This is a genomic window from Sphingomonas arantia, from assembly GCF_042682045.1.
Lineage (GTDB): Bacteria > Pseudomonadota > Alphaproteobacteria > Sphingomonadales > Sphingomonadaceae > Sphingomonas_R > Sphingomonas_R arantia.
The window spans coordinates 1032941-1056895 of record NZ_JBHUGS010000001.1; the positions used below are offsets into that span (position 1 = coordinate 1032941).

The following is a 23955-nucleotide window of genomic DNA, read 5'->3' on the forward strand; positions in this document are numbered from 1 at the left end:
TTCGGCGGCGTTGGCGCGGGACAAGGAGAATGACGATGGAAGAGCGGCGCCCCACGCAGACCCCCGAGCGCGAACTGGCCAAGCCGGCGGACGCGACCGCCGCGCGGACCCGGCCGGTCGATGCCGGGTCATCGCCGACGGCTGAGGCGGACGATGCCAACGACTCACGGCGTGGTGCGAGCGAGGCGGATGCGGCGACCAAGGAGATGGCGGCGCGCGGGTTCGGCAGTCACAAGGGGACGGAAGCGGATTGAGCGCGGGTTCATTCGTCGTCGGGTTCGACCTTTCGCGAAATGGCATGAACGCGACAACAGCCCGTGGTGCTGGCAGCGCGAAATGATGCCATGAGCGATGCGCCGGCCGGAACGCCGGTCGCGATGGGGGACGGAATGGACGCAGTGGAGTGGCAGACGCGCATGGCGGGCGTGCGGGCGATCGTCCGGGCGCCCGAGGCGATCCGGACGATCCAGGTCTATGGCCAGCGGTGCAGCGGGACGAATGCGCTGATCCATCTGATCGAGGGCAATCTACCGCAGGGGACGTTCACCGAGGCCTACGGGTTCAAGCACTGGTTCGTGCCGCCGCAGGTGCTTTTCCAGCCGTCGACGCTGATCGTGGTGATCGCCCGCGATGCGGTGGGATGGTTGCAGAGCGTCCACCGCCAGCCATGGCATCTGGACCCGGCGGTCAGCCAGATGCGGTTCAGCGACTTCATCCGGATGGAATGGGCCAGTTATTGGTACGGCGACTTCTGGGGCGTGGACCAGGCGCACCCGATCTACGCGACCGAGATGATGCACGAACGCGATCCGCAGACCGGCGCGCGGTTCGCCAATCCCATGCGGAAGCGGACGGCGAAGCTGGCCCATTGGGCGGGACTCCATCGGCGGGCGCATAATCTGTGCCTGGTCGATCAGGCGAGCGTGCAGGCCGATCCGGAGGGGGTGACGCGCGCACTGGCCGCGATGACCGGGTTGCCGATGGGCGACGTGTTCCGACCGGTCGACAGTTACAAGGGCAGGGGCGTGAAGCCGTATCAGCCGCATGTCTATCCGCCGGTGTCGACGGACGACCTGGCGTTCATCGCCGCCAATCTGGATCCGCAGGTTGAGGGGTTGTACGGGCTGGCGATGCCGTTGGCGGCGGTGGCGGAGGATCGGGGGTCGCCGGTGGGGGCGGACACGACGACGCGCGGGTCTGGGGCGTTGTCGGTCTCCGCAATGGTGCCGGACAGCTGAACGATCATTGCTGCGTGGAGGCGTGGGTCGAACCCGGCGCGGGGGTGCGGTTGCCCGGTCCTGGTCAGTCACGAGCGATCGGAAGGGGGCGCGACGCTGTTCCGGCGGGATGGGGATCGGCCCGGAGCTGCTGTGATCGGCAAGTCGGTCGCGTCCGGTTGAGGCGCGGGCTGATCGTCACCGCTTTGTGCTGGTTGCCGGCCACTGTTGTTCACCGGCGGAGGCCGGGGCCTGGGTGAAGCGGTTGCGTCTGGGCCCCGGCCTTCGCCGGGGAACGGTTCGGGCCTCGTGGGATGGACGGCCCGCATGCCGGTTTGTGGTGAAGCTGCTCGGGGCGAGGTGCGCGGTGTCCGCAGATGGCGAATGACGATGCCGCGGTCCGGTACTGTACGCGCCGCGAGACAGCGGAGTGTCACGATCGGGTGGCCGCTGTATGGACCCGGGCGGATCTGGCGCTTGAGTGTTCGAAAGTTCGGCCGTGCCCTGCGCGAGCGCTTCGACCTCAGGGGGCGTGGTGGGCGCGGCAGGGATTGAACCTGCGACCCCACCCGTGTGAAGGGTGTGCTCTACCACTGAGCTACGCGCCCACGCCCGGAACCGGCGGCAAGCCGCGCGGTGAGAGGGCCGATTAGGGAGTCGCCGCCGGCTTGTCCAGCCCTGATGCCGCCGTCAGGCGGGCGGCGAAGGCGGTTCAAGCGTTCACGGCGTCCTTCAGGCCCTTGCCGGGCTTGAACTTCGGTTGGGCAGAGGCGTCGATCTTCATCGGTTCGCCGGTCCGCGGGTTGCGCCCGGTCGATGCCTTGCGCTGCGACACCAGGAAGGTGCCGAACCCGACCAGCCGGACTTCGTCCCCGCGCGCAAGCACGGCGCTCATCGTGTCGAACACCGCTTCGACCGCCTTGACCGCATCGCCCCGGGTCAGGCCGGACGCCTCGGCGACGGCACCGATCAACTCCTGCTTGTTCATCGCTTTACGTTCCCCCGAATTCGCGGCGGGCGGAGTCGCCCGCCGCGGTCAATTCGCCATCTAACAGCCGCAAGGCAAGCGCTGTCAAACGGCCGTCACCCGATTCGCACGATCAGTGGCGGACGGGTGGCTCCGGCGTCACACCCGGGACGGGCACGGGGGGCAGGGCGGCCAGTTCGTCCGCCTCGGTCCACTCGATCGCCTCGAGCGGTTCGGTAAGCGCGAGCGCCAGGACCTGATCGACGTGCGAGACCGGGATGATCTTGAGCGTGCTCGTGATGTTCGCCGGCATTTCGGCGAGGTCCTTTTCGTTCTCCTCCGGGATCAGGACAGTGGTGATCCCGCCCCGCATCGCCGCCAGCAGCTTCTCCTTCAGGCCGCCGATCGGCAGGACGCGGCCGCGCAACGTGACCTCGCCCGTCATCGCCACGTCGCGCCGGACGGGGACGCCGGTGAGCGTCGAGACCATCGCGGTGACCATGCCGATGCCGGCGGAGGGGCCATCCTTCGGCACCGCGCCCTCAGGCAGATGGATGTGGATGTCCTTGCGGTTGAACAGCGACGGCTTGACCCCGTAGCTGGGCGCGCGGGCGCGGACGAACGACCAGGCGGCCTGGACGGACTCGTTCATGACCTCGCCCAGCTTGCCGGTCGTCTTGATCAGGCCCTTGCCCGGCGTGGTGACCGACTCGATCGTCAACAGCTCGCCGCCGACCTCGGTCCAGGCGAGGCCGGTGACGGCGCCGATCTGGTCCTCGGTCTCGCCGATGCCGAAGCGGTATTTCCGGATGCCCGAGAAGTCGGCGAGATTATCAACGGTGACCTCGATCCGCTCGTCCTTCTTCTCCAGGATGCGGCGCAGCGCCTTGCGGGCGACCTTGGCAATCTCGCGCTCCAGCGTGCGGACGCCGGCTTCGCGTGTGTAGTAGCGGATCAGGTCGCGCAGGGCCGGCTCGGTCAGGACGAACTCGCTGGCCTTCAGGCCGTGCGCGTCGATCTGCTTGTCGAGCAGATGCGCCTTGGCGATCTCGACCTTCTCGTCCTCGGTGTAGCCTTCGAGACGGATGATCTCCATCCGGTCGAGCAGCGGCTGCGGCAGGTTGAGCGAGTTGGCGGTGCAGACGAACATCACGTCCGAAAGATCGATGTCGATCTCCAGATAATGATCCTGGAACTTGCTGTTCTGTTCCGGGTCGAGCACCTCGAGCAGCGCCGAGGCGGGGTCGCCGCGGAAATCCTGGCCGAGCTTGTCGATCTCGTCGAGCAGGAACAGCGGGTTGGATGCGCCGGCCTTTTTCAGGTTCGTGACGATCTTGCCGGGAAGCGAGCCGATATAGGTGCGGCGATGGCCGCGGATCTCGGCTTCGTCGCGCACGCCGCCGAGCGACTGGCGGATGAACTCGCGCCCGGTCGCCTTCGCGATCGAACGGCCGAGCGAGGTCTTGCCGACGCCGGGCGGGCCGACGAGGCAGAGGATCGGACCCTTGAGCTTGTTGGTCCGCGCCTGGACCGCGAGATATTCTACGATGCGGTCCTTGACCTTCTCGAGCCCGAAATGGTCGTTGTCGAGCACGGCCTGCGCCGCTTCGATGTCCTTTTTCAGCTTCGACTTCTTGCCCCAAGGCAGCCCCAGCAGCACGTCGAGATAGTTGCGTACGACGGTCGCCTCGGCCGACATCGGCGCCATGCCGCGCAGCTTCTTCAGCTCCGCGGTCGCCTTGGTCCGGGCTTCCTTCGACAGCTTGGTGCCGGCGATCTTGGCGGCCAGTTCGGCCACCTCGTCGCCGCCGTCCTCACCGTCGGCATTGCCCAGCTCGCGCTGGATCGCCTTCAGCTGTTCGTTGAGATAATATTCGCGCTGGGTCTTCTCCATCTGACGTTTCACGCGGCTGCGGATCTTCTTTTCGACCTGCAGCACGCCGAGTTCGCCCTCCATGAAGGCGAAGCCCATTTCGAGGCGCTTCGAGGGGTCCATCTCGACCAGCATGGCCTGCTTGTCGGCGACCTTGATCGTGATGTTGGCGGCGACCGCATCGGCGAGGCGGAACGCGTCCTCGATCTGGCCGAGCTGGACCGCGGTTTCGGCCGGGGTCTTCTTGTTGAGCTTGGCGTAGTTCTCGAACTGGTCGACGACCGAGCGCATCAGCGCGGACACTTCGGTGCCGGTCGCTTCGACGTCGTCGATCGTCTCGACTTCGGCGGTCAGGTGATCGCCGGTTTCGTCGAGGCTGTCGATGCGCGCGCGCTGGCGCCCTTCGACGAGCACGCGGACCGTGCCATCGGGCAGCTTCAGCAGCTGCAGCACGGTGGCGGTGACGCCCAGATCGTAGAGCTGCGAACGGTCGGGATCATCCTCGGCGGGGTCGAGTTGCGCCACGAGGAAGATCGACTTGTCCGCCGCCATGGCGGTTTCGAGCGCGGCGACCGACTTGTCGCGGCCGACGAACAACGGGACGATCATGTGGGGGAAAACGACGATATCGCGAAGGGGGAGAACGGGAAGGGTCTCGGTCATGTACACTCCGATGGCCATGCGATTGCGGCCTGTTGGGTACGGATATGGGCAAGGACAAAAGCTGAATCAATGAAGGGTGCGGTGGGGGCACGGAGGCGTGCGGCAACTTTGGTCGGCCATGCGTTCATGGGGGATGAACAGAAATACACAGGACATCGTCTCCCTTGCCGCCGCGCGGACCGGGGAGATGTGCGCGGTCTTCATGATCGGGGACGGCTTGCTGGGGATGGTGCAGCCCGAGCGGCATCTGGCGCTGTGGCAGTCGGATGTCGGCGCGGTCGATGCGCTGACGCGGCCGTTCCAGGGGCGGCCGGGGCGGCGGCGGGCTTATGGCGCGGTGCAGTTTCTCGCGGGGGTCTGGCTGGCTTCGCGGATGCGGGGGCCGCGAAAGTAGCCCTCTGGTGTAGTTCCCCGGCGCAGGCCGGGGCCTTGGTGAAGGTGGTTCACCGAGGCCCCGGCCTTCGCCGGGGAACTGTTAGGGGTTTTGGCTAGGCAGCCGGCTGGGCTTCCTTGCCCTTCTTGGCGAAGACGCGGACTGGTTCCTTGCGACCCTCCACCACGTCCTTGTCGACGCGGATCTCGTCGACGCCGTCCATGCTGGGCAGGTCGAACATGGTGTCGAGCAGGATGCCCTCGAGGATTGAGCGGAGGCCGCGCGCGCCGGTCTTGCGTTCGATCGCCTTCTTGGCGATCGAGACCATCGCGTCGTCGGAGAAGCCGAGCCGGACATCCTCCATGTCGAACAGCTTCTGATACTGCTTCACCAGCGCGTTCTTCGGTTCGCCCAGGATCTTGATCAAGGCGGGCTCGTCCAGATCCTCCAGCGTCGCGATGACGGGCAGGCGGCCGACGAACTCGGGGATCAGGCCGAACTTCAGCAGATCCTCGGGCTCGCACTGCTTGAGCGTTTCGCCGACGCGGCGTTCCTCGGGCGTGGCGACATAGGCGCCGAAGCCGATCGACTTGCCCTGCAGACGGTCGCCGATGATCCGCTCGAGACCCGAGAAGGCGCCGCCGCAGATGAACAGGATGTTCGTCGTGTCGACCTGCAGGAACTCCTGCTGCGGATGCTTGCGGCCACCCTGCGGCGGCACGGAGGCGGTGGTGCCCTCCATCAGCTTGAGCAGCGCCTGCTGGACGCCCTCGCCCGACACGTCGCGCGTGATCGAGGGGTTGTCCGCCTTGCGGCTGATCTTGTCGATCTCGTCGATGTAGACGATCCCGCGCTGCGCCCGCTCGACATTATAGTCGGACGCCTGGAGCAGCTTCAGGATGATGTTCTCGACATCCTCGCCGACATAGCCGGCCTCGGTCAACGTCGTCGCGTCGGCCATGGTGAACGGCACGTCGAGGATGCGGGCGAGCGTCTGGGCGAGCAAGGTCTTGCCGCAGCCGGTGGGGCCGACGAGCAGGATGTTCGACTTCGACAGTTCGACGTCGGCACCCTTGCCGCCGTGGTTCAGCCGCTTGTAATGGTTGTGGACCGCGACCGACAGGACCCGCTTCGCTCGCTTCTGACCGATGACATAGTCGTCGAGCACGTTGCAGATTTCCTGCGGGCTGGGGACGCCGCCGTCCTTCTTGCTGACCAGTGCCGACTTCGTCTCCTCACGGATGATGTCGTTGCACAGTTCCACGCACTCGTCGCAGATGAAGACGGTCGGCCCGGCGATGAGCTTGCGCACCTCATGCTGCGACTTTCCGCAGAAGGAGCAATAGAGGGTGCTTTTGGAGTCGCCGCCGCTCAGTTTCGTCATGGTGGTCCGGTTCCTGTGTCGACCCCTGCCACGGGGGGTCTGCGATAAAAGCAATGTAGGCGGGCTCCAACCGGCCCGGCAAGCGCGATCTGGTTGGACCGCACTCACCGGACGCCGGCCGGCTTCGGATCAGACCGTGGCGGGCGTGGTCCCGTCTTCCGGCATGGGCCGCTTGTCGAACACCGCGTCAATGAGGCCGAACTTCAGCGCTTCGTCGGCCTCGAGGAACTTGTCGCGGTCCATCGCATGCTCGATCTCCTCGATCGGCTTGCCGGTGTACTTGGCGTACAGCGTGTTGAGCGCATGCCGCATACGCAGGATCTCGCGCGCTTGGATCTCGATGTCCGCGGCCATGCCCTGTGCGCCGCCGGACGGCTGATGGATCATGATCCGGCTGTTGGTGAGCGCCGAACGCATGCCGGGTTCACCGGCCGCGAGCAGGAAGCTGCCCATCGACGCGGCCTGGCCGATGCAGACGGTGCCGACCCGCGGGCGGATATATTGCATGGTGTCGTGGATCGCGAGACCCGCCGTCACCACGCCGCCCGGCGAGTTGATGTACATGTAGATGTCCTTCTTCGGGTTTTCCGACTCGAGGAAGAGCAGCTGTGCGGTGATGAGCGAGGCCATATGGTCCTCGACACCGCCGGTGATGAAGATGATCCGCTCGCGCAGCAGGCGGGAATAGATGTCGAACGAGCGTTCGCCACGGTTGGACTGTTCGATGACGATCGGAACGAGGCCGCCGATGATGTCGGCGTGGTCGGGATATGCCATGGGGGTGTTCGGTCCTTATGCCCTGCGCTGCCTGCAACATCGGCGTTTGGCGGGGAAGGTTCAAGAGGCGGGTGATGCCCGGTCAGTTGCCGATGCCGGGGACCGCGAGATAGGCGAGCCGCCGAACCTCACGCCGGCCGCGCACCACGGTGTCGAGGATAATGCCGCAGAAGAAAGTGAGCACCGCGACGATGCTGAGCCCGGTCGACAGGATCGCGGTGGGCACGCGCGGCACCAGCCCGGTCTGCATATAGGTGAGCACCAGCGGGATCGCGAGGAGCACGGCGAGTGCGGCGAGCAGCGCGCCGATGCCGCCGAAGAACAGCACGGGCCGTTCGATCCGGAACAGCGTCAGGATGGTGGTGAGGATGCGCCAGCCGTCGCGGTAGGTGGCGAGTTTCGACTCGGAGCCTTCGGGGCGCGCGCCGTAGGCGGTCATGACCTCCGCCACCGGCATGCGCAGTTCGAGCGCGTGGACGCTGATCTCGGTCTCGATCTCGAACCCGGCGCTGAGCACCGGGAAGCTTTTCACGAAGCGGCGGGAGAAGACGCGGTAGCCCGAAAGAATATCGCCGAAGCTGCGGCCGAACAGCCGGGCGAGCATGCCGGTGAGGACCGCGTTGCCGAGCCGGTGGCCGCGGCGATAGGCGGCCTCGACCTCCGACCGGCGCGCGCCGACGACCATGTCGAGCCGCTCCTCGATCAGCCGCTGGACGAGGAGGGGCGCGGCGGCGGCGTCGTAGGTCTCGTCGCCGTCGGCCATGACGTAGATGTCGGCCTCGACATCCGCGAACATGCGGCGGACGACATGGCCCTTGCCCTGCATCCGTTCGACGCGGACTTCGGCACCGGCCGCGCGCGCGACGGCGGCGGTGCGATCGGTGCTGTTGTTGTCGTAGACGTAGATCGCGGCGGACGGCAGCGCGGCGCGGAAGGCGACGACGGTCGCGGCGATCGCGGTTTCCTCGTTATAACAAGGCAGGATGATCGCGATGCGGGGCGCGGGGCGGCCGGCGTCCGCGGCGATGGCGGGCGGCGGCGCGGCGTCTGCGCGGAAAGGGTCGACGTCGGTCGCCACTCAGGGTCTTTCGATGGGTCCGGGCGGCCAGCGTAGCCACGCCACCTGCGGAGTCCAGACCGGGCGCGGCGATACCGCGCCCGGGGAGGATCAGCCTTCGGTCGGCTCGGCTTTTTCGGCCGCTTCGGCCTTGGGCTTCTTGGTGCGCGGCTTCTTCGCCGGTGCCTTGGCTTCGGTCTTTTCGGTGGCCTCGGCGGCGGCTTCGGTCACCGGCGCTTCGTCGGCGTGGTCATGATCGACATGATCGTGCGCGGCGTGATCATGACCGGCGTGGTCGTGATCATGGTCGTGGTCGCAATCCGGGCCGTGGACATGGTCCTTGCCGAGATTGTCGGCGTCGGCCTCGATCTCGGACTCGAGCTCGGCACGTCCGACGGTGCGGTCGGTGATCTCGGCGCGTTCGAACAGGAAGTCGACGACCTTGTCCTCGTACAGCGGCGCGCGAAGCTGGGCAGCGGCCATCGGGTCCTGCTGGACATACTGGATGAAGCGCTTCTGGTCTTCGCCGCGATACTGCTGCGCGGCCTGCGCAACCAGGCGGTTCATTTCCTGCTGGCTGACCTCGACGCCGTTGCGCTGGCCGATTTCGGACAGGAGCAGGCCAAGGCGGACGCGGCGGACGGCGATCGCGCGGTAATCGTCGCGGTCGGTCTCCAGCTCGGCGCGGGCGGCCTCCGGGTCTTCCTCGTGGCTGGCTTCATGGTCGAGCTGACGCCAGATCTGCTCGAACTCGGCCTCGACCATCGACGGCGGAACGTCGAAGCTGTGCGAGTCGGCGAGCTGGTCGAGCAGCTTGCGCTTCATGTGCGTGCGGGTGAGGCCGTTCAATTCCTGCTCGACCTGACCCTTCAGGAGGCCGCGGAGCTGTTCCATGCTCTCCAGGCCGAGCGACTTGGCGAAATCCTCGTCCGCGGCCGCTTCCTTGGGGACCTGGATCTTCGTGACGGTGACGTCGAAGGTCGCGGGCTTACCCTTGAGGTAGGCGACGTTGTAGTCGTCCGGGAAGGTGACGTTCAGCGTGCGGCTCTCGCCCGTCTTGACGCCTTCGAGACCGGATTCGAAGCCGGGGATGAGCCGGCCGGAGCCGAGTTCGACCGACATGTCGGAGCCGGTGCCGCCGTCGAACGGCTCGCCGTCGACCTTGCCGACGAAGTCCATGACGACCAGATCGCCCTCGACCGCGGGATGGCCTTCCATCGCGTCGTCGAAGCTCTTCTGCTGGCCGGCCAGGCGGCGGACCTGCGCGTCGATCTCGTCGTCGGTCGGCTCGACCGTCAGGCGCTCGAGCTTCAGGCCGTCGATCTGCGGCTCCGGCACGTCGGGCAGGATTTCCAGCGTGACGTTCAGCGCGGCGTCCTTGCCGGGCTCATACCCGTCGACCAGTTCGACCGCGGGCTGCATCGCGGGCCGCAAGCGCTGTTCGGTCATGAGCGACTGGACACCGTCGCGCACGGCGGCGTCGAGCGCCTGCTGTTCGAGCGCCGGGCCGTGCATCTTGCGGACCAGGTTGGCGGGCACCTTGCCGGGGCGGAAGCCGGGCATGCGGATGGTGGGGGCGGCCTGCTTGATCTCCGCATCGACCCGCTTGGCGATGTCGGCGGCGGGGATGGTGAGCGTGTAGGCGCGCTTCAGGCCCTCGTTCAGCGTCTCGACAGTCTGCATCGCTCTTCTCGTTCTTTCTCGGAATGTCGTCCGGGGAGGCACTCCACCCGTGCGGGGCGGAGATGGTGCGGGCGAAGGGACTCGAACCCCCACATCTTGCGATACTTGGACCTAAACCAAGCGCGTCTACCAATTCCGCCACGCCCGCATGAGGCCCGGTCGGCGGGGCATATAACAGGGAAGGCCTGCCAAGCAAGCACGCAGACACGCGTGGACCCGCGTCGCGGGTAGCGCGTTCAATGCGCACAAACCGTGACAGGAGCGCATCATGGCGAGCTTTCCCGACCAGAACCCCGACAGCCCACCGGCCGGCCCGGACGACACGCCCAACCCGTTCGACGAGAACCAGACGCCGGCGCGGGAGGATCACAAGGACGACGGCCGTTCGCCGATGGAGGACCCAGGCAGCGACGGCGGGACCGGCGGTACGGGCGGAACGGACGGCCCGCAGGACCATGACGTTACGTCGTGAGCGGTGAGAAGACCGGGGATGTCGTGATCGCTTCGGACGGGCTGACCGTGACGGTCAGTCCGGACGGGGCGGAGTTGCGGCGGATCGTCGACGACGAAGGTCGCGACCTGTTGTGGGACGGCGATCCGAAGTTCTGGACGGGGCGTGCGCCGTTGCTGTTCCCGATCGTGGGGGCTGTGGCCGGCGGGCACTACCGTGTCGATGGCGCGGAGTATGCGCTCGAGAAGCATGGGTTTGCACGCAGGAGTCGGTTCGAGGTTGTCGAGACGGGTGCTGATTTCGTGCTGTTCCGGCTGACGGACAGTGACGCGACGCGGGCGGTGTATCCGTTCGCCTTCTCGCTCGAGATGCGGTTCGAGGTTGCTGGGCATCGGTTGGCGATGACCGCGACCTTGACCAATCCGGGCGAAGTTTCGTTGCCGGCGTCGTTCGGGTTCCACCCGGCGTTGCGCTGGCCGCTGCCTTACGGGGCGGAGCGGGGCGAGCATGTGGTGCGGTTCGATGCGCTTGAGCCGGAAGCGGTGCGGACGGTGACGCCGGACGGGCTGATCGCGGCGGAGCGGTTCACGTCGCCCGTTGAGGGCCACATGCTGACGCTGCGCGACGAGCTGTTCGCGGTGGATGCGGTGATCTTCGAGGACGTGCGGAGCCGCGGGCTCTGGTATGGCGGGGCCGGCGGCAAGGGTGTGCGGGTGGATTTTCCTGGCATGCCGGACCTGGGGATCTGGACGAAGCCGGGGGCGGGGTATCTGTGCATCGAGCCCTGGCAGGGGATGGCCGATCCCGACGGGTATGCTGGCGACTTCCGGGCCAAGCCTGGGGTGGTCGAGGTGGCTTCGGGTGCGACGCGGGTGTTTGCGATGCAGATGGAGTTTGGGGTTAGTGCCTAAGCTTATCTTCTAGCGTGGTCTGACGGGAGTTGTTGGCTTCTCGACTTCGCTCGAAGGGCCCCCTCGACTTCGCTCGGGATGGGCGGAGCTACTTTCCTAAGTCCGTTTGGTTCGAGCCTGTTGAGAACTCTGCGCAGGGTTCTCGACAGGCTCGAACCGAACGGGGTGGGGGGCGAGAAAGATTATAGGGGAGGCGCCGGAGCCGTGCCCGGGGCGGCGCGGGATTGGCGCTTCAGCTTCACCACCGCGCCGTCGAGCGCTTGCAAGAAAGCCGAGCGGTCGCGGGCCGAGAACGGGGCGGGGCCGCCGGTGACGCTGCCCATGGCGCGGAGGTCGGCCATGAGGGCGCGCATGGCGACGGCGCCGCCGATGCGGGCGCGGTCGAAGGGGCGGCCGTCGGGCCCCATCACGACGGCGCCGGATTTGACGCAGCGTTCGGCCAGCAGGATGTCGGAGGTGATGACGATGCTGGTCGCCTGGGCCCGTTCGGCGATCCAGTCGTCGGCCGCGTCGAACCCGTCGCCGACGATGATGCGCGCGAAGTCGGGGTCGGGCGGCACGCGGATCATCTGGTTGGCGACAACGCGGACCGCGACCGCGTGGCGGCGCGCGACGCGGTAGATTTCATCCTTCACCGGGCAGGCGTCGGCATCGACCAGGATGCAGGGCCGGGGCAGCGCGTCGTCGGTCATGCCGGGAAGATGCGGAACCGGGTGGGGCGGAGGTGGACCGTCGCGCCGACGGCGGGGGCGGTGGCGAGGTCGGCCTCGAACGGTTTGTCGATGCCGGCGACCTGCGCCTCGATCCGGGTCAGGCCGTTTTTCGGGCGGGCGAGCAGGATCTTCGCGGGGATGCCGGTGTCGTCCGCCACGACGTCATGCGGGCGGAACCAGGCGTTGGCGGGGCCGTCCGGGGCCTCGGCAGCGCCGAGATCGACGTCGTGATGCCAGGCGCGGCCGGCGCGGACGGTGACGGGCAGGCAGTTCGATTCGCCGACGAAGCCGAACACGAAGGCGGAGGCCGGGCCATCGTAGATGTCGGCCGGGGGTGCGACCTGTTCAATCACGCCGTGATCCATCACGACGACGCGGTCGGCGAGTTCGAGCGCCTCCTCCTGATCGTGTGTGACGAAGATGGAGGTGAGGCCGAGCCGGTCGTGGAGGCCACGCAGCCAGCGGCGGAGGTCCTTGCGGACCTTTGCGTCGAGCGCGCCGAATGGTTCGTCGAGCAGCAGGAAGCGCGGTTCGACCGCGAGCGCGCGGGCGAGCGCGACACGCTGGCGTTGGCCGCCCGACAGTTGGGCCGGGTAGCGGCCGCCGAGGCCGGGGAGCTGGACGAGATCGAGCAGTTCGTCGACGCGGCGGGCGATCTCTGCTTTCGCGGGGCGGTCGCGGCGCGGGCGGACGGTGAGGCCGAACGCGATGTTGTCCGCGATGGTCATGTGGCGGAACAGCGCATATTGCTGGAACACGAAGCCGACGCCGCGTTCGGACACGGGGCGGCCGGTGACGTCCTCGTTATCGAACGCGACGGTGCCTGTGTCGGGAAATTCCAGCCCGGCGATGATCCGCAGCAGCGTGGTCTTGCCCGAGCCGGAAGGGCCGAGCAGTGCCAGGAACTCGCCCGGTTGCGCGTCGAGATCGATGCCGTGCAGTGCGGCGAAACTGCCGAAGGTCTTGGCGACCCCGGTCACGGTGATGCCCATCAGTGTCCGATCCCCTGGATCTGATCGCCGTAGCGCCATTCGAGCAGCGTCTTCACCACCAGGGTGACGAGCGCCAGCACCGCGAGCAGCGAGGCGACCGCGAAGGCGCCGACGAAATTATATTCGGTGTACAGGATTTCGACGTGGAGCGGCATCGTGTTGGTCAGCCCGCGGATATGGCCCGACACGACCGACACCGCGCCGAATTCGCCCATCGCCCGCGCGTTGCAGAGCAGCACGCCGTAGAGCAGCCCCCAGCGGATGTTGGGCAGCGTGACGTGCCAGAAGGTCTGCCACCCCGTCGCGCCGAGCGAGATGGCCGCTTCCTCGTCGTCGCGGCCCTGTTCCGCCATCAGCGGGATCAGTTCGCGCGCGACGAACGGGAAGGTGACGAAGATCGTCGCAAGCACGATGCCGGGGACGGCGAAGATGATTTCCACCCCGTTCGCCTGAAGCCAGGGGCCGAACCAGCCGTTGATGCCGAACAGCAGCACGTAGATGAGCCCCGCGACGACCGGCGAGACGGAGAACGGCAGGTCGATCAGCGTGATGAGCAGGCCCTTGCCGCGAAATTCGAACTTGGTGATGCACCAAGCCGCGACGATGCCGAACACGATGTTGGCCGGCACGCTGATCGCCGCGACGAGGAGCGTCAGGCGCATCGCGGCCATCGCGTCGGGCTCGGCGAGTTGGGCGAGGTAGGTGGGGATGCCGTCGCGGAACGCCTCCACGAAGACGGCGACGAACGGCATCAGCACGAACAGTCCGAGGAAGGCGAGTGCGGCGGCGATGAGGGCGGCGCGGGTCATCAGCGCTCCATGCGGCGACGGCGCCACACCTGCGTCAGGTTGACCGCCAGCAGCATCGCGAAGGCGAGCAGCAGCATGACGGTCGCGATCGCGGTGGCGCCGGCATAGTCATATTGTTCGAGCTGGGTGACGATCAGCAGCGGGGCGATCTCGGTCTTGTACGGCAGGTTGCCGGCGATGAAGATGACCGAGCCATATTCGCCGACGCCGCGCGCGAAGGCGAGCGCGAAGCCGGTGAGAAGCGCGGGGCCGATCGCGGGGAGGATGACGCGGCGGAAGATGGTGAAGCGGCCGGCGCCGAGCGAGGCGGCGGCCTCCTCCAGATCGCGGCCGACATCCTCCAGCACCGGTTCGACCGAGCGCACGACGAAGGGGAGGCCGACGAAGACGAGCGCGATCGTGACACCGAGCGAGGTGTAGGCAACCTTGATGCCAAGCGGGGCGAGATACTGGCCGATCCAGCCGTCCGCCGCCCAGAGCGCGGTGAGCGCGATGCCGGCGACCGCGGTGGGGAGCGCGAAGGGCAGGTCGACGATGGCCGACACGAACCGCCGGCCGATGAAGCGGTAGCGGACCAGCACCCAGGCGACGAGCATGCCGAACACCGCGTTGACCGCAGCGGCGGCGAGCGCCGTGCCGAAGCTCAGCCGGTAGGCGGCGACCGCTCGTTCGGAAAAGGCGACGCGCGCGAAGTCGGCAGGGCCCATGCCGGCGGATTTGAGGAAGACGGTCGACAGCGGGATCAGCACGACAATCGACAGATAGGCGAGCGTCAGGCCGAGGGTCAGGCCGAAACCGGGCAGGACCGAGCGTTTGGCGCGGCTCATGGGGTGTCAGCCCGGCGCGTGCGACCGGTTCTCGACGGGCGTGCAGACCCGTATGGTTCGAGCCTGTCGAGAACCTTCTGCATTCGAGCGTTCAGCGGCCCGTGGGGCGGTAGATGGCGTCGAAGGTGCCGCCGTCGGCGAAGTGGGTGGTCTGCGCCTTGCGCCAACCGCCGAAGTCGCCGTCGATGGTGAGCAGCTTGGTCTGCGGGAATTTGGAGGCGTAGCGCGCGGCGACCTGGGGGTCGCGCGGGCGGTAGTGCGCCTTGGCGATCAGGTCCTGCGCGGCCGGGGTGTAGAGGAATTCAAGATAGGCCTTCGACACCGCGGCGGTGCCGTGGCGCTGCGCGTTCGCGTCGACCACCGCGACGGGCGGTTCCGCCAGGATCGAGACGGAGGGGACGACGATGTCGAACTTGCCGCGGCCCATTTCGTCGCGGGCCAGCATCGCCTCGTTCTCCCACGCGAGCAGCACGTCACCCAAGCCGCGTTCGGCGAAGGTGGTGGTGGAGCCGCGCGCGCCGGAGTCGAGCACGGGGACGTTCTTGTAGAGCCGCGTGACATAGTCGCGCGCGGCGGCGTCCGACCCGCCGGCCTGGCGTCCGTAGCCCCAGGCGGCGAGGTAGTTCCAGCGCGCGCCGCCGGACGTCTTGGGGTTCGGCGTGATGACGGACACGCCGGGCTTCACCAGATCGGCCCAGTCGCGGATCTTCTTCGGGTTGCCCTTGCGGACGAGGAACACGATCGTGGAGTAATAAGGCGCGCTGTGGTCGGGCAGTTTCGCCTGCCAGTCCTGCGCGAGCAATTTGCGATCGGCCAGGATGTCGATGTCATAGGCGAGTGCCAGCGTCACGACGTCGGCCTCCAGCCCGTCGGCGACCGAGCGCGCCTGCTTGCCGGAGCCGCCATGGCTCATCCGGATCGACAGCGGCTTGCCAGTCTTCGCCTTCCAGTCGGCGATGAAGGCGGCGTTGATGCCGCGGTAGAGTTCGCGCGTGGGATCGTAGCTGACGTTCAGCAGCGTGCTGCCGTCCGTCTTGCTGCCGCCGGAGCAGCCGGGGAGCGTCGCGAGCGCGGCGAGGGCCAGCGCGATCGTCAGTCTGGCCTTGGTCGGTCGCGTCATGATGATCCCCTTTCCGGCAGTCTGGTATTCCGGGTCCCGGCCGCTTGGCGAACAGGCAAAACTGTCAGCGATCAAACCATAAGCTTTTCGACGGGCGGTTTATCGGACAGGCGGATCCGGTCGAGGATATTGGCGGTCTCGTCCCGCACCGTGAGCATGACGGCGCGCAGGCGGCATTCGTCCTCGTCCAGGCAATTGTCGCACGGCGCATGGTTGAGCCGGCTGGCGCAGGGAACGAGCGCCAGCGAGCCGCGCGTCAGCCGGACGATATCGCCGTAGGTCACTTCCTCCGGCGGGCGGGCGAGCCAGTAGCCGCCGACCTTGCCGCGCATCGTTTCGACCAGGCCCGCGCGTTTCATCTCGGACAGGATGACGGTCAGGAACTTGGCGGGAATATTCTGCGCCGCGACGATCTCGGTCAGCTGGACCGGCCCCTCGCCATAACGGTCGGCAAGATGCTGGAGCGCGCGGGCGGCGTAGCGGGTGCGTTGCGATAACATGTGATTGTCTATCTAGGGGGTCGGGATATCGAAGCCAAGCGGCCCGCTTGCGTTTCGTGATGGCCGGATGTAGGGGCGCGGGACGACATGCGGCCGTGCGCCGCAGCGTCGACGATGTGGCGGCCATAGCTCAATTGGTTAGAGCGCCGGTTTGTGGTACCGGAGGTTGCGGGTTCAATCCCCGTTGGCCGCCCCATCCCCCCTGATATTCCCGACAGCGCGATCGGCCTTTTTGGGCTGGTATCGCGCGTGTCCGAACATTATTGCCTCCATTCGCAATATAATGTCGCGTTAGGATTTCGGCCATGACCGCCCCGTGGGACTATCTGGATTATGACGACCATGAGGGTCTGCATTTCTTCCGGGATCGGGCGAGCGGCCTGACCGCGGTCATCGCGATCCATTCGACCACGCTTGGGCCGGCGGCCGGCGGCACGCGGTACTGGGCGTATGACGATGCCGAACTGGCAGTGACCGACGTGCTGCGCCTGTCGCGCGGCATGAGCTACAAGAATGCGATGGCCGGGCTGCCGCTGGGTGGCGGCAAGGCGGTGATCCTGGCGGACGGTGCGCGGGGCAAGTCGCCCGAACTGCTCGCCGCGTTCGGGCGAGCGGTCGATTCGCTGGGTGGTCGTTATGTGACCGCGGAGGATGTCGGCATCACGCTGGCCGACATGGTCGCGGTGCGCGAGCAGACGCGGTTCGTGTCGGGCCTGCCGGCCGAGGGCGGTGCCGCCGGTGGCGATCCGGGGCCGTTCACGGCGCAGGGCATCTTCCTGGGGATCGAAGCGGCGGTGCGGCGGCGGCTGAAGCGCGATCTGGACGGCGTGCATGTCGCGATTCAGGGCGTGGGGTCGGTCGGCGGCGGGCTGGCGCGGCGGCTGGCGGCGCGTGGGGCGAAGCTGACGCTGGCGGATGTCGATGCGGACCGTGCGGCGCGGCTGGCCGAGGAGCTGGGCGGGCGGGCGGTTGCGGCGGCGGACATCCTGCGCGTCGAGGCGGACGTGGTGAGCCCGAACGCGCTGGGCGCGATCCTGGACGAGGCGACGATCGCCGGGCTGTCCGCGCCGATCGTGGCGGGCGGGGCGAACAACCAGCTGGAGACCCCGGCGGACGGCGGGCGGTTGCAGGCGCGCGGCATCCTGTATGCGCCGGATTATGTGATCAACGCGGGCGGGATCATGAGCGTCGGGGTGGAATATCTCGGGCAGGGCGACCGCGATGCGGTGGAAGCGCGGATCGCGGCGATCCCGGAGCGGCTGAACGCGATCTGGGACGAGAGCGACGCCAGCGGCGACAGCGCGGCCGCGGTTTCCGACCGGATGGCGCAGCGGCTGATCGGTCGGTAGCGCGGGCGCTGTTCGAGAGAAGGCAGCGGGATCCCGGATCAGGTCCGGGATGACCGTGTAGTTGGGGGCTCATTCTCCCGCCCCACCCGCTTGTCCTGAGTAGGGACTGAGCGCAGTCGAAGGCCCGTATCGAAGGGGCTGCGCGATGCTTCGATACGAGCCCTCGATACGCGCAAAGGCGCTACTCGGTCTCTACTCAGCACGAACGGTGGTTGGTGGTTCGGACAAAAGGGCGCTGGCTAGAGGCTGGGTGCCGTCACCGTCCGCCGCAGATAATGTTCGCGCCAGGCGGTCAGGAGGCCGCCGGCGACCACGAGTGCCGCGCCCAGCAACGTCGTCGCGACGGGCGCGTGGGCGAAGACGAGCCAGCCGAAGAGCGTGGCCCAAAGGATCTGGAGATAGTCGAGCGGGGCGACGACGGCGACGGGCGCGTGTTGCAGCGAGGCGGTCATCATGAGCTGTCCGGCGATGCCGACCACGCCGGCGGCGACGAGCAGCGCCCAGGTCGTGGCGTCGTGGCGTTGGCCGAACCAGGGGAGGGCGAGGAGGCCGGCAACGGTGGTGGCGACGGTGAACCAGAACACGATCGCGGCGATGCCCTCGCTCTTGCCGATCTGGCGGAGCGTGATGGCGACGCCGGCCTGGCCGACCGCGGCGGCGACCGCGACCGCGACGCCGACGATCGGGAGTGCGTCGCTGCCCGGCTGCATCACGATCAGGACGCCGGTGAAGCCCATCGCGACCGCCGCCCAGCGGTAACGCCCGACGCGTTCGGACAGCACGAAGACCGACAGGATCGTCGCGAACACCGGGGCGGCGAAGGTGATCGTCGTCGCCTCCGCCAGCGGCAGCAGGATCAGCGCCTCGAAGGTGAGGACCATAGAGACGAGGCCGATGGCGGAGCGGGTCAGGTGGGCGAGCGGCCGCTTGGTGCGGAGCGCGCCGAGGCCGGGGCCGAGCAGGACCCAGGCGAGCAGGACCGGCAGGCCGAAGCCGTTGCGGTAGAGGATCATTTCCGGCGCGGTGACGCCGCGTTCGCTCGACAGTTTGAGCGCGACCGCCATGATCGCGAAACAGGAGGCCGAGCCGAGCCGGAGCGCGATGCCGAGCAATGGGCGATCGGCGGCGGGCGCGACCTTTGCGGGGGTCGCGGGCAATGGGGTGGGGTTCGGCATGTCGGGCGGGCGTCTAGGCGGGCGACTCCCGGTGCGGCAAGCGCGATCGGTTCTTTCACGGGCGGCGAACAGCCTCTATGCAGCGATGAAACATGCACGCTTTCGCCAACCCGACCAGATTTCTGGGGATCGCCCGGCCGGTGACGCCGTGGGCGTTGTGGGGCGGCGTGCTGCTGTCGCTGGTCGGGCTGGCCAGCGGGTTGTGGCTGACGCCGGCGGACTATCTGCAGAAGGACAGCGTGCGGATCCTGTACGTCCATGTGCCGGCCGCGTGGCTGGGGATGGCGGGCTGGACCGGGATCGCGTTGGCGAGCCTGATGCAGCTGGTGTGGCGGCATCCGTTGGCGGCGGTCGCGGGGCGCGCGCTGGCGGTGCCGGGGGCGGTGTTCGCGGCGCTGTGCCTGGCGACGGGATCGATCTGGGGCCGGCCGACCTGGGGAACGTGGTGGGAATGGGACGGGCGGCTGACGTCGATGCTCGTGCTGTTCTTCCTCTACCTCGGCTATATCGCGCTGGCGCAGGCCTATGCCGATCGCGGGGCGGGCGGGCAGCGGATCGTGGCGATCTTCGGCATCGTCGGCGCGGTGAACGTGCCGGTGATCCGCTATTCCGTGGTGTGGTGGCGGACGCTGCATCAGGGGCAGAGCATCAGCCTGACAGGGACGACGATCGACGGGGCGATCCTGTGGCCGCTGCCGATCGTGGTGGTGGGGTTCACGCTGATCTTTACCGCGGTGGTGCTGATGCGGATGCGGGCGATGCTGGCGGACGCCAAGGTCGAGGCGCGGTTGCGGCGGATGGCGCGCGCATGAACCCCTGGCCGTTCGTGATCGCCGCCTATGCCATCGTGACCGGTGGGACGGGTGCGCTGTGCCTGTGGGCGCATGTCGCGATGCGGCGGGCGGAGCGGCGCGCCGACGCGGTGCTGAAGAAATGAAGGCGAAGCATCAGCGGCTGACGCTGGCGGTGCTGGCGATCGTTGCGGTCGTCGGCGCGGCGTTGCTGGCGATGTCCGCGCTCAAGGATCAGGCGGCCTATTTCTATACGCCGAGCGATGCGGTGCGGGACGGCGTGCAGCCGGGGCGTGCGGTGCGGCTGGGCGGAATGGTGGCGGACCGGTCGATCGTGCGTGCGGCCGACGGGGTGACGATCCGCTTCGTCGTGACGGACGGCGCGCAGACGGTGCCGGTGCGCTACACCGGGATCGTGCCGGATTTGTTCAAGGAAAATAGCGGCGTGGTGGCAGAGGGGGCGTTCGTGCCCGGCGGCGGGTTCGTCGCGACGAACATCCTGGCCAAGCATGACGAACGCTACATGCCGCCGCAGGTGGCGGGCGAGATGCACAAGTCCGAGAGTATCGCGCCGGCGAAGGGCGGCAGGACGTGATCGCGGAGTTCGGCCTTGCCGCGCTGTGGCTGGCGGCGGCACTGTCGGTGTTGCAGCTCGCGCTGTCGGCGATCGGGCTGACCGGCGGGCGCGATGCGCTGCTGGTGCCGGTGCGGTCGGTGGCGGTGGTGCAGGGTGCGCTGACCATGCTGGCGTTCGCGGCGCTGATCGCGCTGTTCGTGCGGGTCGACCTGTCCGTCGCGCTGGTGGCGGCGAACGACCATAGCCAGAAGCCCTTGCTGTACCGCTTCGCCGGCACGTGGGGGAACCATGAGGGGTCGATGCTGCTGTGGGTGGCGGTGCTGGGGCTGGCGGGGGCGGCGGTCGCTTTGCTGGAGCGGCGGTTGGCGGAACGGACGTTGGTCGCGACGCTGGGCGCGCAGGCGTTCATCGCGATCGGGTTCTTCGCGTTCCTGCTGTTCGCGTCGAACCCGTTCGCGCGGCTGGACCCGGCGCCGGCGGAGGGGCTGGGGCTCAATCCGCTGTTGCAGGACCCGGGCTTGGCGTTCCATCCGCCGACGCTGTATTTCGGCTATGTCGGGTTGTCGGTGGCGTTCTCGTTTGCGGTCGGCGCGCTGGTGACGCGCGACGTGGGGCCGGTGTTCGCGCGGGCGATGCGGCCGTGGGTGCTGGGGGCGTGGATCTTCCTGACGTTGGGCATCACGGCGGGGAGTTACTGGGCCTATTACGAGCTCGGCTGGGGCGGCTGGTGGTTCTGGGATCCGGTCGAGAACGCCTCGCTGATGCCGTGGCTGGCGGCGACCGCCTTGCTCCATTCGGTGACGGTGCTGGCGACGCGTGACGGGTTGCGCGCGTGGACGATCATGCTGGCGGTGATCGCCTTTTCGATGAGCATGGTGGGGACGTTCCTGGTGCGGTCGGGCATCCTGACCAGCGTGCATGCGTTCGCGGTCGATCCGACGCGGGGCGGGTTCATCCTTGCGTTGCTGGCGATCTATATCGGTGGGGCGTTGGCGCTGTTCGCGCTCCGCGTCGGGACGGTGCGCGAGGGGCAGCGGTTCGACGCGGTCAGCCGGGAGGGGGCGCTGGTGGCGAACAACCTGCTGCTGTCCGCGATCCTGGGCGTGGTGCTGATCGGGACGCTGTATCCGCTGGCGGTCGAGGGGCTGACGGGGGGCAAGCTGTCGGTCGGGCCGCCTTATTTCAATGCGGCGGCTGGGCCGTTGGCGCTGGTGCTGGTGGCGATGATGGGGGCGGGGCCGCTGGTGCGGTGGCGGCGTGACGATGGGGTCGCGGTGCTGAAGCGGATGGCGGTGCCGATCGTGGTCGCGGTGGTGGCCTGCGTTGCGGTGTGGCTGCGTGCGCCGGGGATCCGGGTGCTGCCGCTGCTTGGGCTGACCGTGGCGGCGGGGGCGGCGGTGGCGAGCGTCGCGCCGCTGTGGAAGCGCAAGCTGTGGCGGACGCCGCTGTTCACCTACGGGATGGTCGTGGCGCATCTCGGCATCGCGGTGGCGCTTGCGGGCATGGCGTCGGAGGCGGCCTTTACGCAGGAGACGCTGGTCGCGGCGCGGCCGGGGGAGACGCACCGGGTGGGGCCGTGGGCGCTGCGGTTCGACGGGGTGGAGCCGATCGCGGGCGAGAACTGGACCGCGATCGAGGGGACGCTGACGGCGCGGCGCGGCGACGATGCGGGTTATGTGATGCGTCCGCAGGCGCGGGCGTTCTCCGCGCCGCCGACCGAGACGAGCGAGGCGGCGATCCGGACCGTGCTGGACGGGCAGCTCTACGTCGTGCTGGGCAAGGCGGACGAGCAAGGGCGCTGGCAGTTGCGGCTGTGGTGGAAACCCTATGTGACGCTGATCTGGCTGGGTGGTGGGCTCGTGGCGCTCGGCGGTCTGCTGTCGCTGATCGGGCGGGTGCTGCGCGAGCGGCGGTCACGGATGGTGGAGCAGTACGCATGACCAAGGCGGGTGTGCGCTGGCTGTTGTGGGTGCCGTTGGTGGCGTTCCTGCTGTTCCTGGGGCTTGTCGCGGGCGGGCTGCTGCGGCCGGCGGACCGGACGATCGTGTCGCGGCTGGTGGGGCAGCCGATGCCGGCTATCGCTTTGCCGGCGGCGTCTGCGTCGCGGCCGGGGTTGAGCGCGACGGCCGGCGGCGCGCGGCTGGTGAACGTGTTCGCCAGCTGGTGCGTGCCGTGCGCGGCGGAGGCGCCGCAGCTGGCGGCGCTGGCCAAGGCGGGCGTGCCGATCGACGCAATCGCGATCCGCGACACGCGCGCGGACGTCGACCGGTTCCTGGCGCGCTACGGCAATCCCTATCGCGCGATCGGCAGCGATACGGACAGCCGGGTGCAGATGGCGCTCGGATCGTCGGGCGTGCCGGAGACGTTCGTGGTGGACGGGCGCGGCATCATCCGGGCGCAGAAAATCGGCGATATCCGACCGGAGGATGTGGCCGGGCTGGTCGCTGCGGTGCAGGCGCTGCGATGAGGTTTGCGATTGCCTTGGCATTGATGACGGCGCCCGTGATGGCGGCGGCGCAGTCCGGCGTGCCGCCTGCCGCATTGAGCGATACGCAGTTGCCCGACCCGGCGGCGGAGGCGCGCGCGACGGCGTTGATGCAGACGCTGCGTTGCCTGGTGTGCCAGGGGCAGTCGATCGCCGATTCCGATGCGGATATGGCGGGCGACATGCGCGCGCTGGTCCGGCGGCGGATCGCGGCGGGCGAGCGGCCGGAGGATATCCGGGCATGGCTGGTGCAGCGTTACGGGGACTGGGTGACGTACGACCCGCCGCTGAACGCGGTGACGTGGCCGTTGTGGGCGCTGCCGGTGCTGCTGCTGGTCGTCGGCGCGTTCGTCGCGCGTGGCAGTTTCCGGCGGCGGGGGCGCGGCGCGTGACGGGCTGGGTGATCCTGATCGTCCTGGCGGGGGTGGTCGGCGTTGGGCTGGCGCGGTTCGGGCGGTTTCCGCGCGGGGGTGTCGAGCTGCTCGGCGCGGTGCTGCTGCTCGCGCTGGCGGGCTATGCGTGGCAGGGGCAGCCGGGACTGGCGGGGCGGCCGACGCCGCCGCGCGCCGACGTGGCGCGGGCGAACAGCGACTATGGCAAGCTGCGCGAGACGATGTTCGAGCGGTTCACCGGCGATGCGCAGGTGCTGACCACGGCGGACGCGTTCCAGCGGCAGGGGCTGGACCTGTATGCGATCGGCGTGCTGCGCGGGGCGCTGGTGCGACGGCCGCGCAGTTCGGACCTGTGGACTGGGATGGGCAACGCGCTGGTCGCGCATGCCAACGGGCTGGTGACGCCGGCGGCGGAACTGGCGTTCGCGCGGGCGGCGAAGGCATCGCCGCTGCACCCGGGCCCGCCCTTCTTCCTGGGGCTGGCCTATGCCGGGTCGGGGCAGGTCGATCGGGCGCGGGATGCGTGGGCCGGGTTGCTTGCGCGGACGCCGGCCAATGCGCCGTGGCGGGCGGACCTGGCGCTGCGCGTCCGGGCGGTGGATGCGTTGTTGGCGAGTGACGCGGAGCGCTGACCGTTGGCGGCGTTGCGTCAAGTCACCTGACTGGCCTTGGCCGAGGTCGTCGCATGCTCAAGCGGGACGACATCGGATCGGTCTGGAGCGCGATGATTGCAGGTCCAGCAGAGTCCGGTTCCGTTTGGTTGCGGGCGAGCGATAACCCTGCGCCAGGTTCTCGACAGGCTCGAACCAAACGGGGTTGGAATCGTGACCACGCAATGAACTCAGAGGAGGTCGGGTAGCGTGAGCGCG

Annotated in this window: 25 protein-coding genes, 3 tRNA genes and 1 pseudogene; 14 read left to right on the forward strand and 15 right to left on the reverse strand. The window is 68.3% G+C overall.

Annotated features, from left to right (window positions below):
- The first annotated feature begins 35 nt into the window (after positions 1-35).
- Both ACFSGX_RS04935 and ACFSGX_RS04940 read left to right on the forward strand, forming a co-directional pair.
- The gene (locus ACFSGX_RS04935) at positions 36-254 is read left to right on the forward strand and encodes a hypothetical protein (RefSeq protein WP_380927908.1); all 219 of its coding nucleotides are present in this window, start codon (positions 36-38) and stop codon (positions 252-254) included.
- 90 nt (positions 255-344) lie between these two features.
- Complete coding sequence (locus ACFSGX_RS04940; RefSeq protein WP_380927910.1) at positions 345-1238, forward strand: hypothetical protein; 894 nt, start codon at positions 345-347, stop codon at positions 1236-1238.
- 512 nt (positions 1239-1750) lie between these two features.
- Here ACFSGX_RS04940 and ACFSGX_RS04945 read toward each other — a convergent pair.
- The 3 genes and pseudogenes from ACFSGX_RS04945 to lon all read right to left on the reverse strand — a co-directional run bounded on the left by ACFSGX_RS04945 (position 1751) and on the right by lon (position 4720).
- A tRNA-Val gene (locus tag ACFSGX_RS04945) sits at positions 1751-1825 on the reverse strand.
- 104 nt (positions 1826-1929) lie between these two features.
- Positions 1930-2217 (reverse strand): annotated as a pseudogene (locus ACFSGX_RS04950) (HU family DNA-binding protein); the annotation flags it as partial.
- A 100-nt stretch (positions 2218-2317) separates the two neighbouring features.
- Complete coding sequence (gene lon, locus ACFSGX_RS04955) at positions 2318-4720, reverse strand: endopeptidase La (protein WP_380927911.1); 2403 nt, start codon at positions 4718-4720, stop codon at positions 2318-2320.
- Positions 4721-4853: 133 nt separating this feature from the next.
- Between lon and ACFSGX_RS04960 the strand changes: the two genes are divergently transcribed.
- Entirely contained in the window at positions 4854-5114 is a 261-nt protein-coding gene (locus ACFSGX_RS04960) for a hypothetical protein (RefSeq protein ID WP_380927912.1), read from the forward strand.
- 94 nt (positions 5115-5208) lie between these two features.
- On the opposite strand, the gene clpX is transcribed toward ACFSGX_RS04960, so the two are convergent.
- The 5 genes from clpX to ACFSGX_RS04985 form a co-directional block, all read right to left on the reverse strand.
- Complete coding sequence (gene clpX, locus ACFSGX_RS04965) at positions 5209-6477, reverse strand: ATP-dependent Clp protease ATP-binding subunit ClpX (protein WP_076073256.1); 1269 nt, start codon at positions 6475-6477, stop codon at positions 5209-5211.
- A 129-nt stretch (positions 6478-6606) separates the two neighbouring features.
- Positions 6607-7254: an ATP-dependent Clp protease proteolytic subunit gene (locus ACFSGX_RS04970; RefSeq protein ID WP_157175258.1), complete on the reverse strand. Its 648-nt coding sequence runs from the start codon at positions 7252-7254 to the stop codon at positions 6607-6609.
- Positions 7255-7336: 82 nt separating this feature from the next.
- Positions 7337-8281 (reverse strand): glycosyltransferase family 2 protein, encoded by a 945-nt coding sequence (locus ACFSGX_RS04975; protein ID WP_380928248.1) that lies wholly within the window; start codon positions 8279-8281, stop codon positions 7337-7339.
- Between the two features lie 141 nt (positions 8282-8422).
- Positions 8423-9994 carry a trigger factor gene (tig, locus tag ACFSGX_RS04980; RefSeq protein WP_380927913.1) on the reverse strand — a complete coding sequence of 524 codons (1572 nt, stop codon included), beginning with the start codon at positions 9992-9994 and terminating at the stop codon, positions 8423-8425.
- 63 nt (positions 9995-10057) lie between these two features.
- Positions 10058-10142 (reverse strand) — tRNA-Leu (locus ACFSGX_RS04985).
- A gap of 120 nt (positions 10143-10262) precedes the next feature.
- Between ACFSGX_RS04985 and ACFSGX_RS04990 the strand changes: the two genes are divergently transcribed.
- Both ACFSGX_RS04990 and ACFSGX_RS04995 read left to right on the forward strand, forming a co-directional pair.
- Positions 10263-10466: a hypothetical protein gene (locus ACFSGX_RS04990; RefSeq protein WP_157175260.1), complete on the forward strand. Its 204-nt coding sequence runs from the start codon at positions 10263-10265 to the stop codon at positions 10464-10466.
- Entirely contained in the window at positions 10463-11356 is an 894-nt protein-coding gene (locus ACFSGX_RS04995) for an aldose 1-epimerase family protein (RefSeq protein ID WP_380927915.1), read from the forward strand. Before ACFSGX_RS04990 ends, ACFSGX_RS04995 begins: the two co-directional genes overlap by 4 nt.
- A 182-nt stretch (positions 11357-11538) precedes the next feature.
- On the opposite strand, the gene ACFSGX_RS05000 is transcribed toward ACFSGX_RS04995, so the two are convergent.
- The 6 genes from ACFSGX_RS05000 to ACFSGX_RS05025 all read right to left on the reverse strand — a co-directional run bounded on the left by ACFSGX_RS05000 (position 11539) and on the right by ACFSGX_RS05025 (position 16317).
- A complete protein-coding gene (locus ACFSGX_RS05000; protein ID WP_380927917.1) occupies positions 11539-12048 on the reverse strand; it encodes a YaiI/YqxD family protein in 510 nt (169 codons plus the stop codon).
- Positions 12045-13061 carry a sulfate/molybdate ABC transporter ATP-binding protein gene (locus ACFSGX_RS05005; RefSeq protein WP_380927918.1) on the reverse strand — a complete coding sequence of 339 codons (1017 nt, stop codon included), beginning with the start codon at positions 13059-13061 and terminating at the stop codon, positions 12045-12047. Before ACFSGX_RS05005 ends, ACFSGX_RS05000 begins: the two co-directional genes overlap by 4 nt.
- Positions 13061-13870 carry a sulfate ABC transporter permease subunit CysW gene (gene cysW, locus ACFSGX_RS05010; RefSeq protein WP_380927919.1) on the reverse strand — a complete coding sequence of 270 codons (810 nt, stop codon included), beginning with the start codon at positions 13868-13870 and terminating at the stop codon, positions 13061-13063. Before cysW ends, ACFSGX_RS05005 begins: the two co-directional genes overlap by 1 nt.
- The gene (gene cysT / locus ACFSGX_RS05015) at positions 13870-14697 is read right to left on the reverse strand and encodes a sulfate ABC transporter permease subunit CysT (protein ID WP_380927921.1); all 828 of its coding nucleotides are present in this window, start codon (positions 14695-14697) and stop codon (positions 13870-13872) included. The genes cysW and cysT overlap by 1 nt, the downstream gene beginning before the upstream one ends.
- 91 nt (positions 14698-14788) lie before the next feature.
- On the reverse strand, positions 14789-15817 hold the full coding sequence (locus tag ACFSGX_RS05020; RefSeq protein ID WP_380927923.1) for a sulfate ABC transporter substrate-binding protein: 1029 nt from the start codon (positions 15815-15817) through the stop codon (positions 14789-14791).
- A 71-nt stretch (positions 15818-15888) separates the two neighbouring features.
- The gene (locus ACFSGX_RS05025) at positions 15889-16317 is read right to left on the reverse strand and encodes an RrF2 family transcriptional regulator (protein WP_380927925.1); all 429 of its coding nucleotides are present in this window, start codon (positions 16315-16317) and stop codon (positions 15889-15891) included.
- Positions 16318-16436: 119 nt separating this feature from the next.
- Here ACFSGX_RS05025 and ACFSGX_RS05030 point away from each other — a divergent pair.
- Positions 16437-16513, forward strand: a tRNA-His gene (locus tag ACFSGX_RS05030).
- A gap of 109 nt (positions 16514-16622) precedes the next feature.
- On the forward strand, positions 16623-17666 hold the full coding sequence (locus tag ACFSGX_RS05035) for a Leu/Phe/Val dehydrogenase (protein WP_380927927.1): 1044 nt from the start codon (positions 16623-16625) through the stop codon (positions 17664-17666).
- Positions 17667-17905: 239 nt separating this feature from the next.
- On the opposite strand, the gene ACFSGX_RS05040 is transcribed toward ACFSGX_RS05035, so the two are convergent.
- Positions 17906-18841: a DMT family transporter gene (locus tag ACFSGX_RS05040; RefSeq protein WP_380927929.1), complete on the reverse strand. Its 936-nt coding sequence runs from the start codon at positions 18839-18841 to the stop codon at positions 17906-17908.
- Between the two features lie 92 nt (positions 18842-18933).
- Between ACFSGX_RS05040 and ccmC the strand changes: the two genes are divergently transcribed.
- From ccmC to ACFSGX_RS05075, 7 genes are read left to right on the forward strand one after another with little or no spacing between them, the layout of a single operon-like run.
- Positions 18934-19653 carry a heme ABC transporter permease CcmC gene (gene ccmC, locus ACFSGX_RS05045; RefSeq protein ID WP_380927931.1) on the forward strand — a complete coding sequence of 240 codons (720 nt, stop codon included), beginning with the start codon at positions 18934-18936 and terminating at the stop codon, positions 19651-19653.
- Positions 19650-19778, forward strand: coding sequence for a hypothetical protein (locus tag ACFSGX_RS05050; RefSeq protein WP_380927933.1), 129 nt, complete (start codon positions 19650-19652; stop codon positions 19776-19778). The genes ccmC and ACFSGX_RS05050 overlap by 4 nt, the downstream gene beginning before the upstream one ends.
- Positions 19775-20227 carry a cytochrome c maturation protein CcmE gene (ccmE, locus tag ACFSGX_RS05055; protein ID WP_380927935.1) on the forward strand — a complete coding sequence of 151 codons (453 nt, stop codon included), beginning with the start codon at positions 19775-19777 and terminating at the stop codon, positions 20225-20227. The genes ACFSGX_RS05050 and ccmE overlap by 4 nt, the downstream gene beginning before the upstream one ends.
- Positions 20224-22149 carry a heme lyase CcmF/NrfE family subunit gene (locus ACFSGX_RS05060; protein ID WP_380927937.1) on the forward strand — a complete coding sequence of 642 codons (1926 nt, stop codon included), beginning with the start codon at positions 20224-20226 and terminating at the stop codon, positions 22147-22149. The genes ccmE and ACFSGX_RS05060 overlap by 4 nt, the downstream gene beginning before the upstream one ends.
- Positions 22146-22676, forward strand: a complete 531-nt coding sequence (locus ACFSGX_RS05065; RefSeq protein ID WP_380927939.1) for a redoxin family protein — start codon at positions 22146-22148, stop codon at positions 22674-22676. The genes ACFSGX_RS05060 and ACFSGX_RS05065 overlap by 4 nt, the downstream gene beginning before the upstream one ends.
- 23 nt (positions 22677-22699) lie before the next feature.
- Positions 22700-23086 carry a cytochrome c-type biogenesis protein gene (locus tag ACFSGX_RS05070; RefSeq protein ID WP_380927941.1) on the forward strand — a complete coding sequence of 129 codons (387 nt, stop codon included), beginning with the start codon at positions 22700-22702 and terminating at the stop codon, positions 23084-23086.
- Positions 23083-23718: a tetratricopeptide repeat protein gene (locus tag ACFSGX_RS05075; protein ID WP_380927943.1), complete on the forward strand. Its 636-nt coding sequence runs from the start codon at positions 23083-23085 to the stop codon at positions 23716-23718. The genes ACFSGX_RS05070 and ACFSGX_RS05075 overlap by 4 nt, the downstream gene beginning before the upstream one ends.
- Positions 23719-23955: the final 237 nt, after the last annotated feature.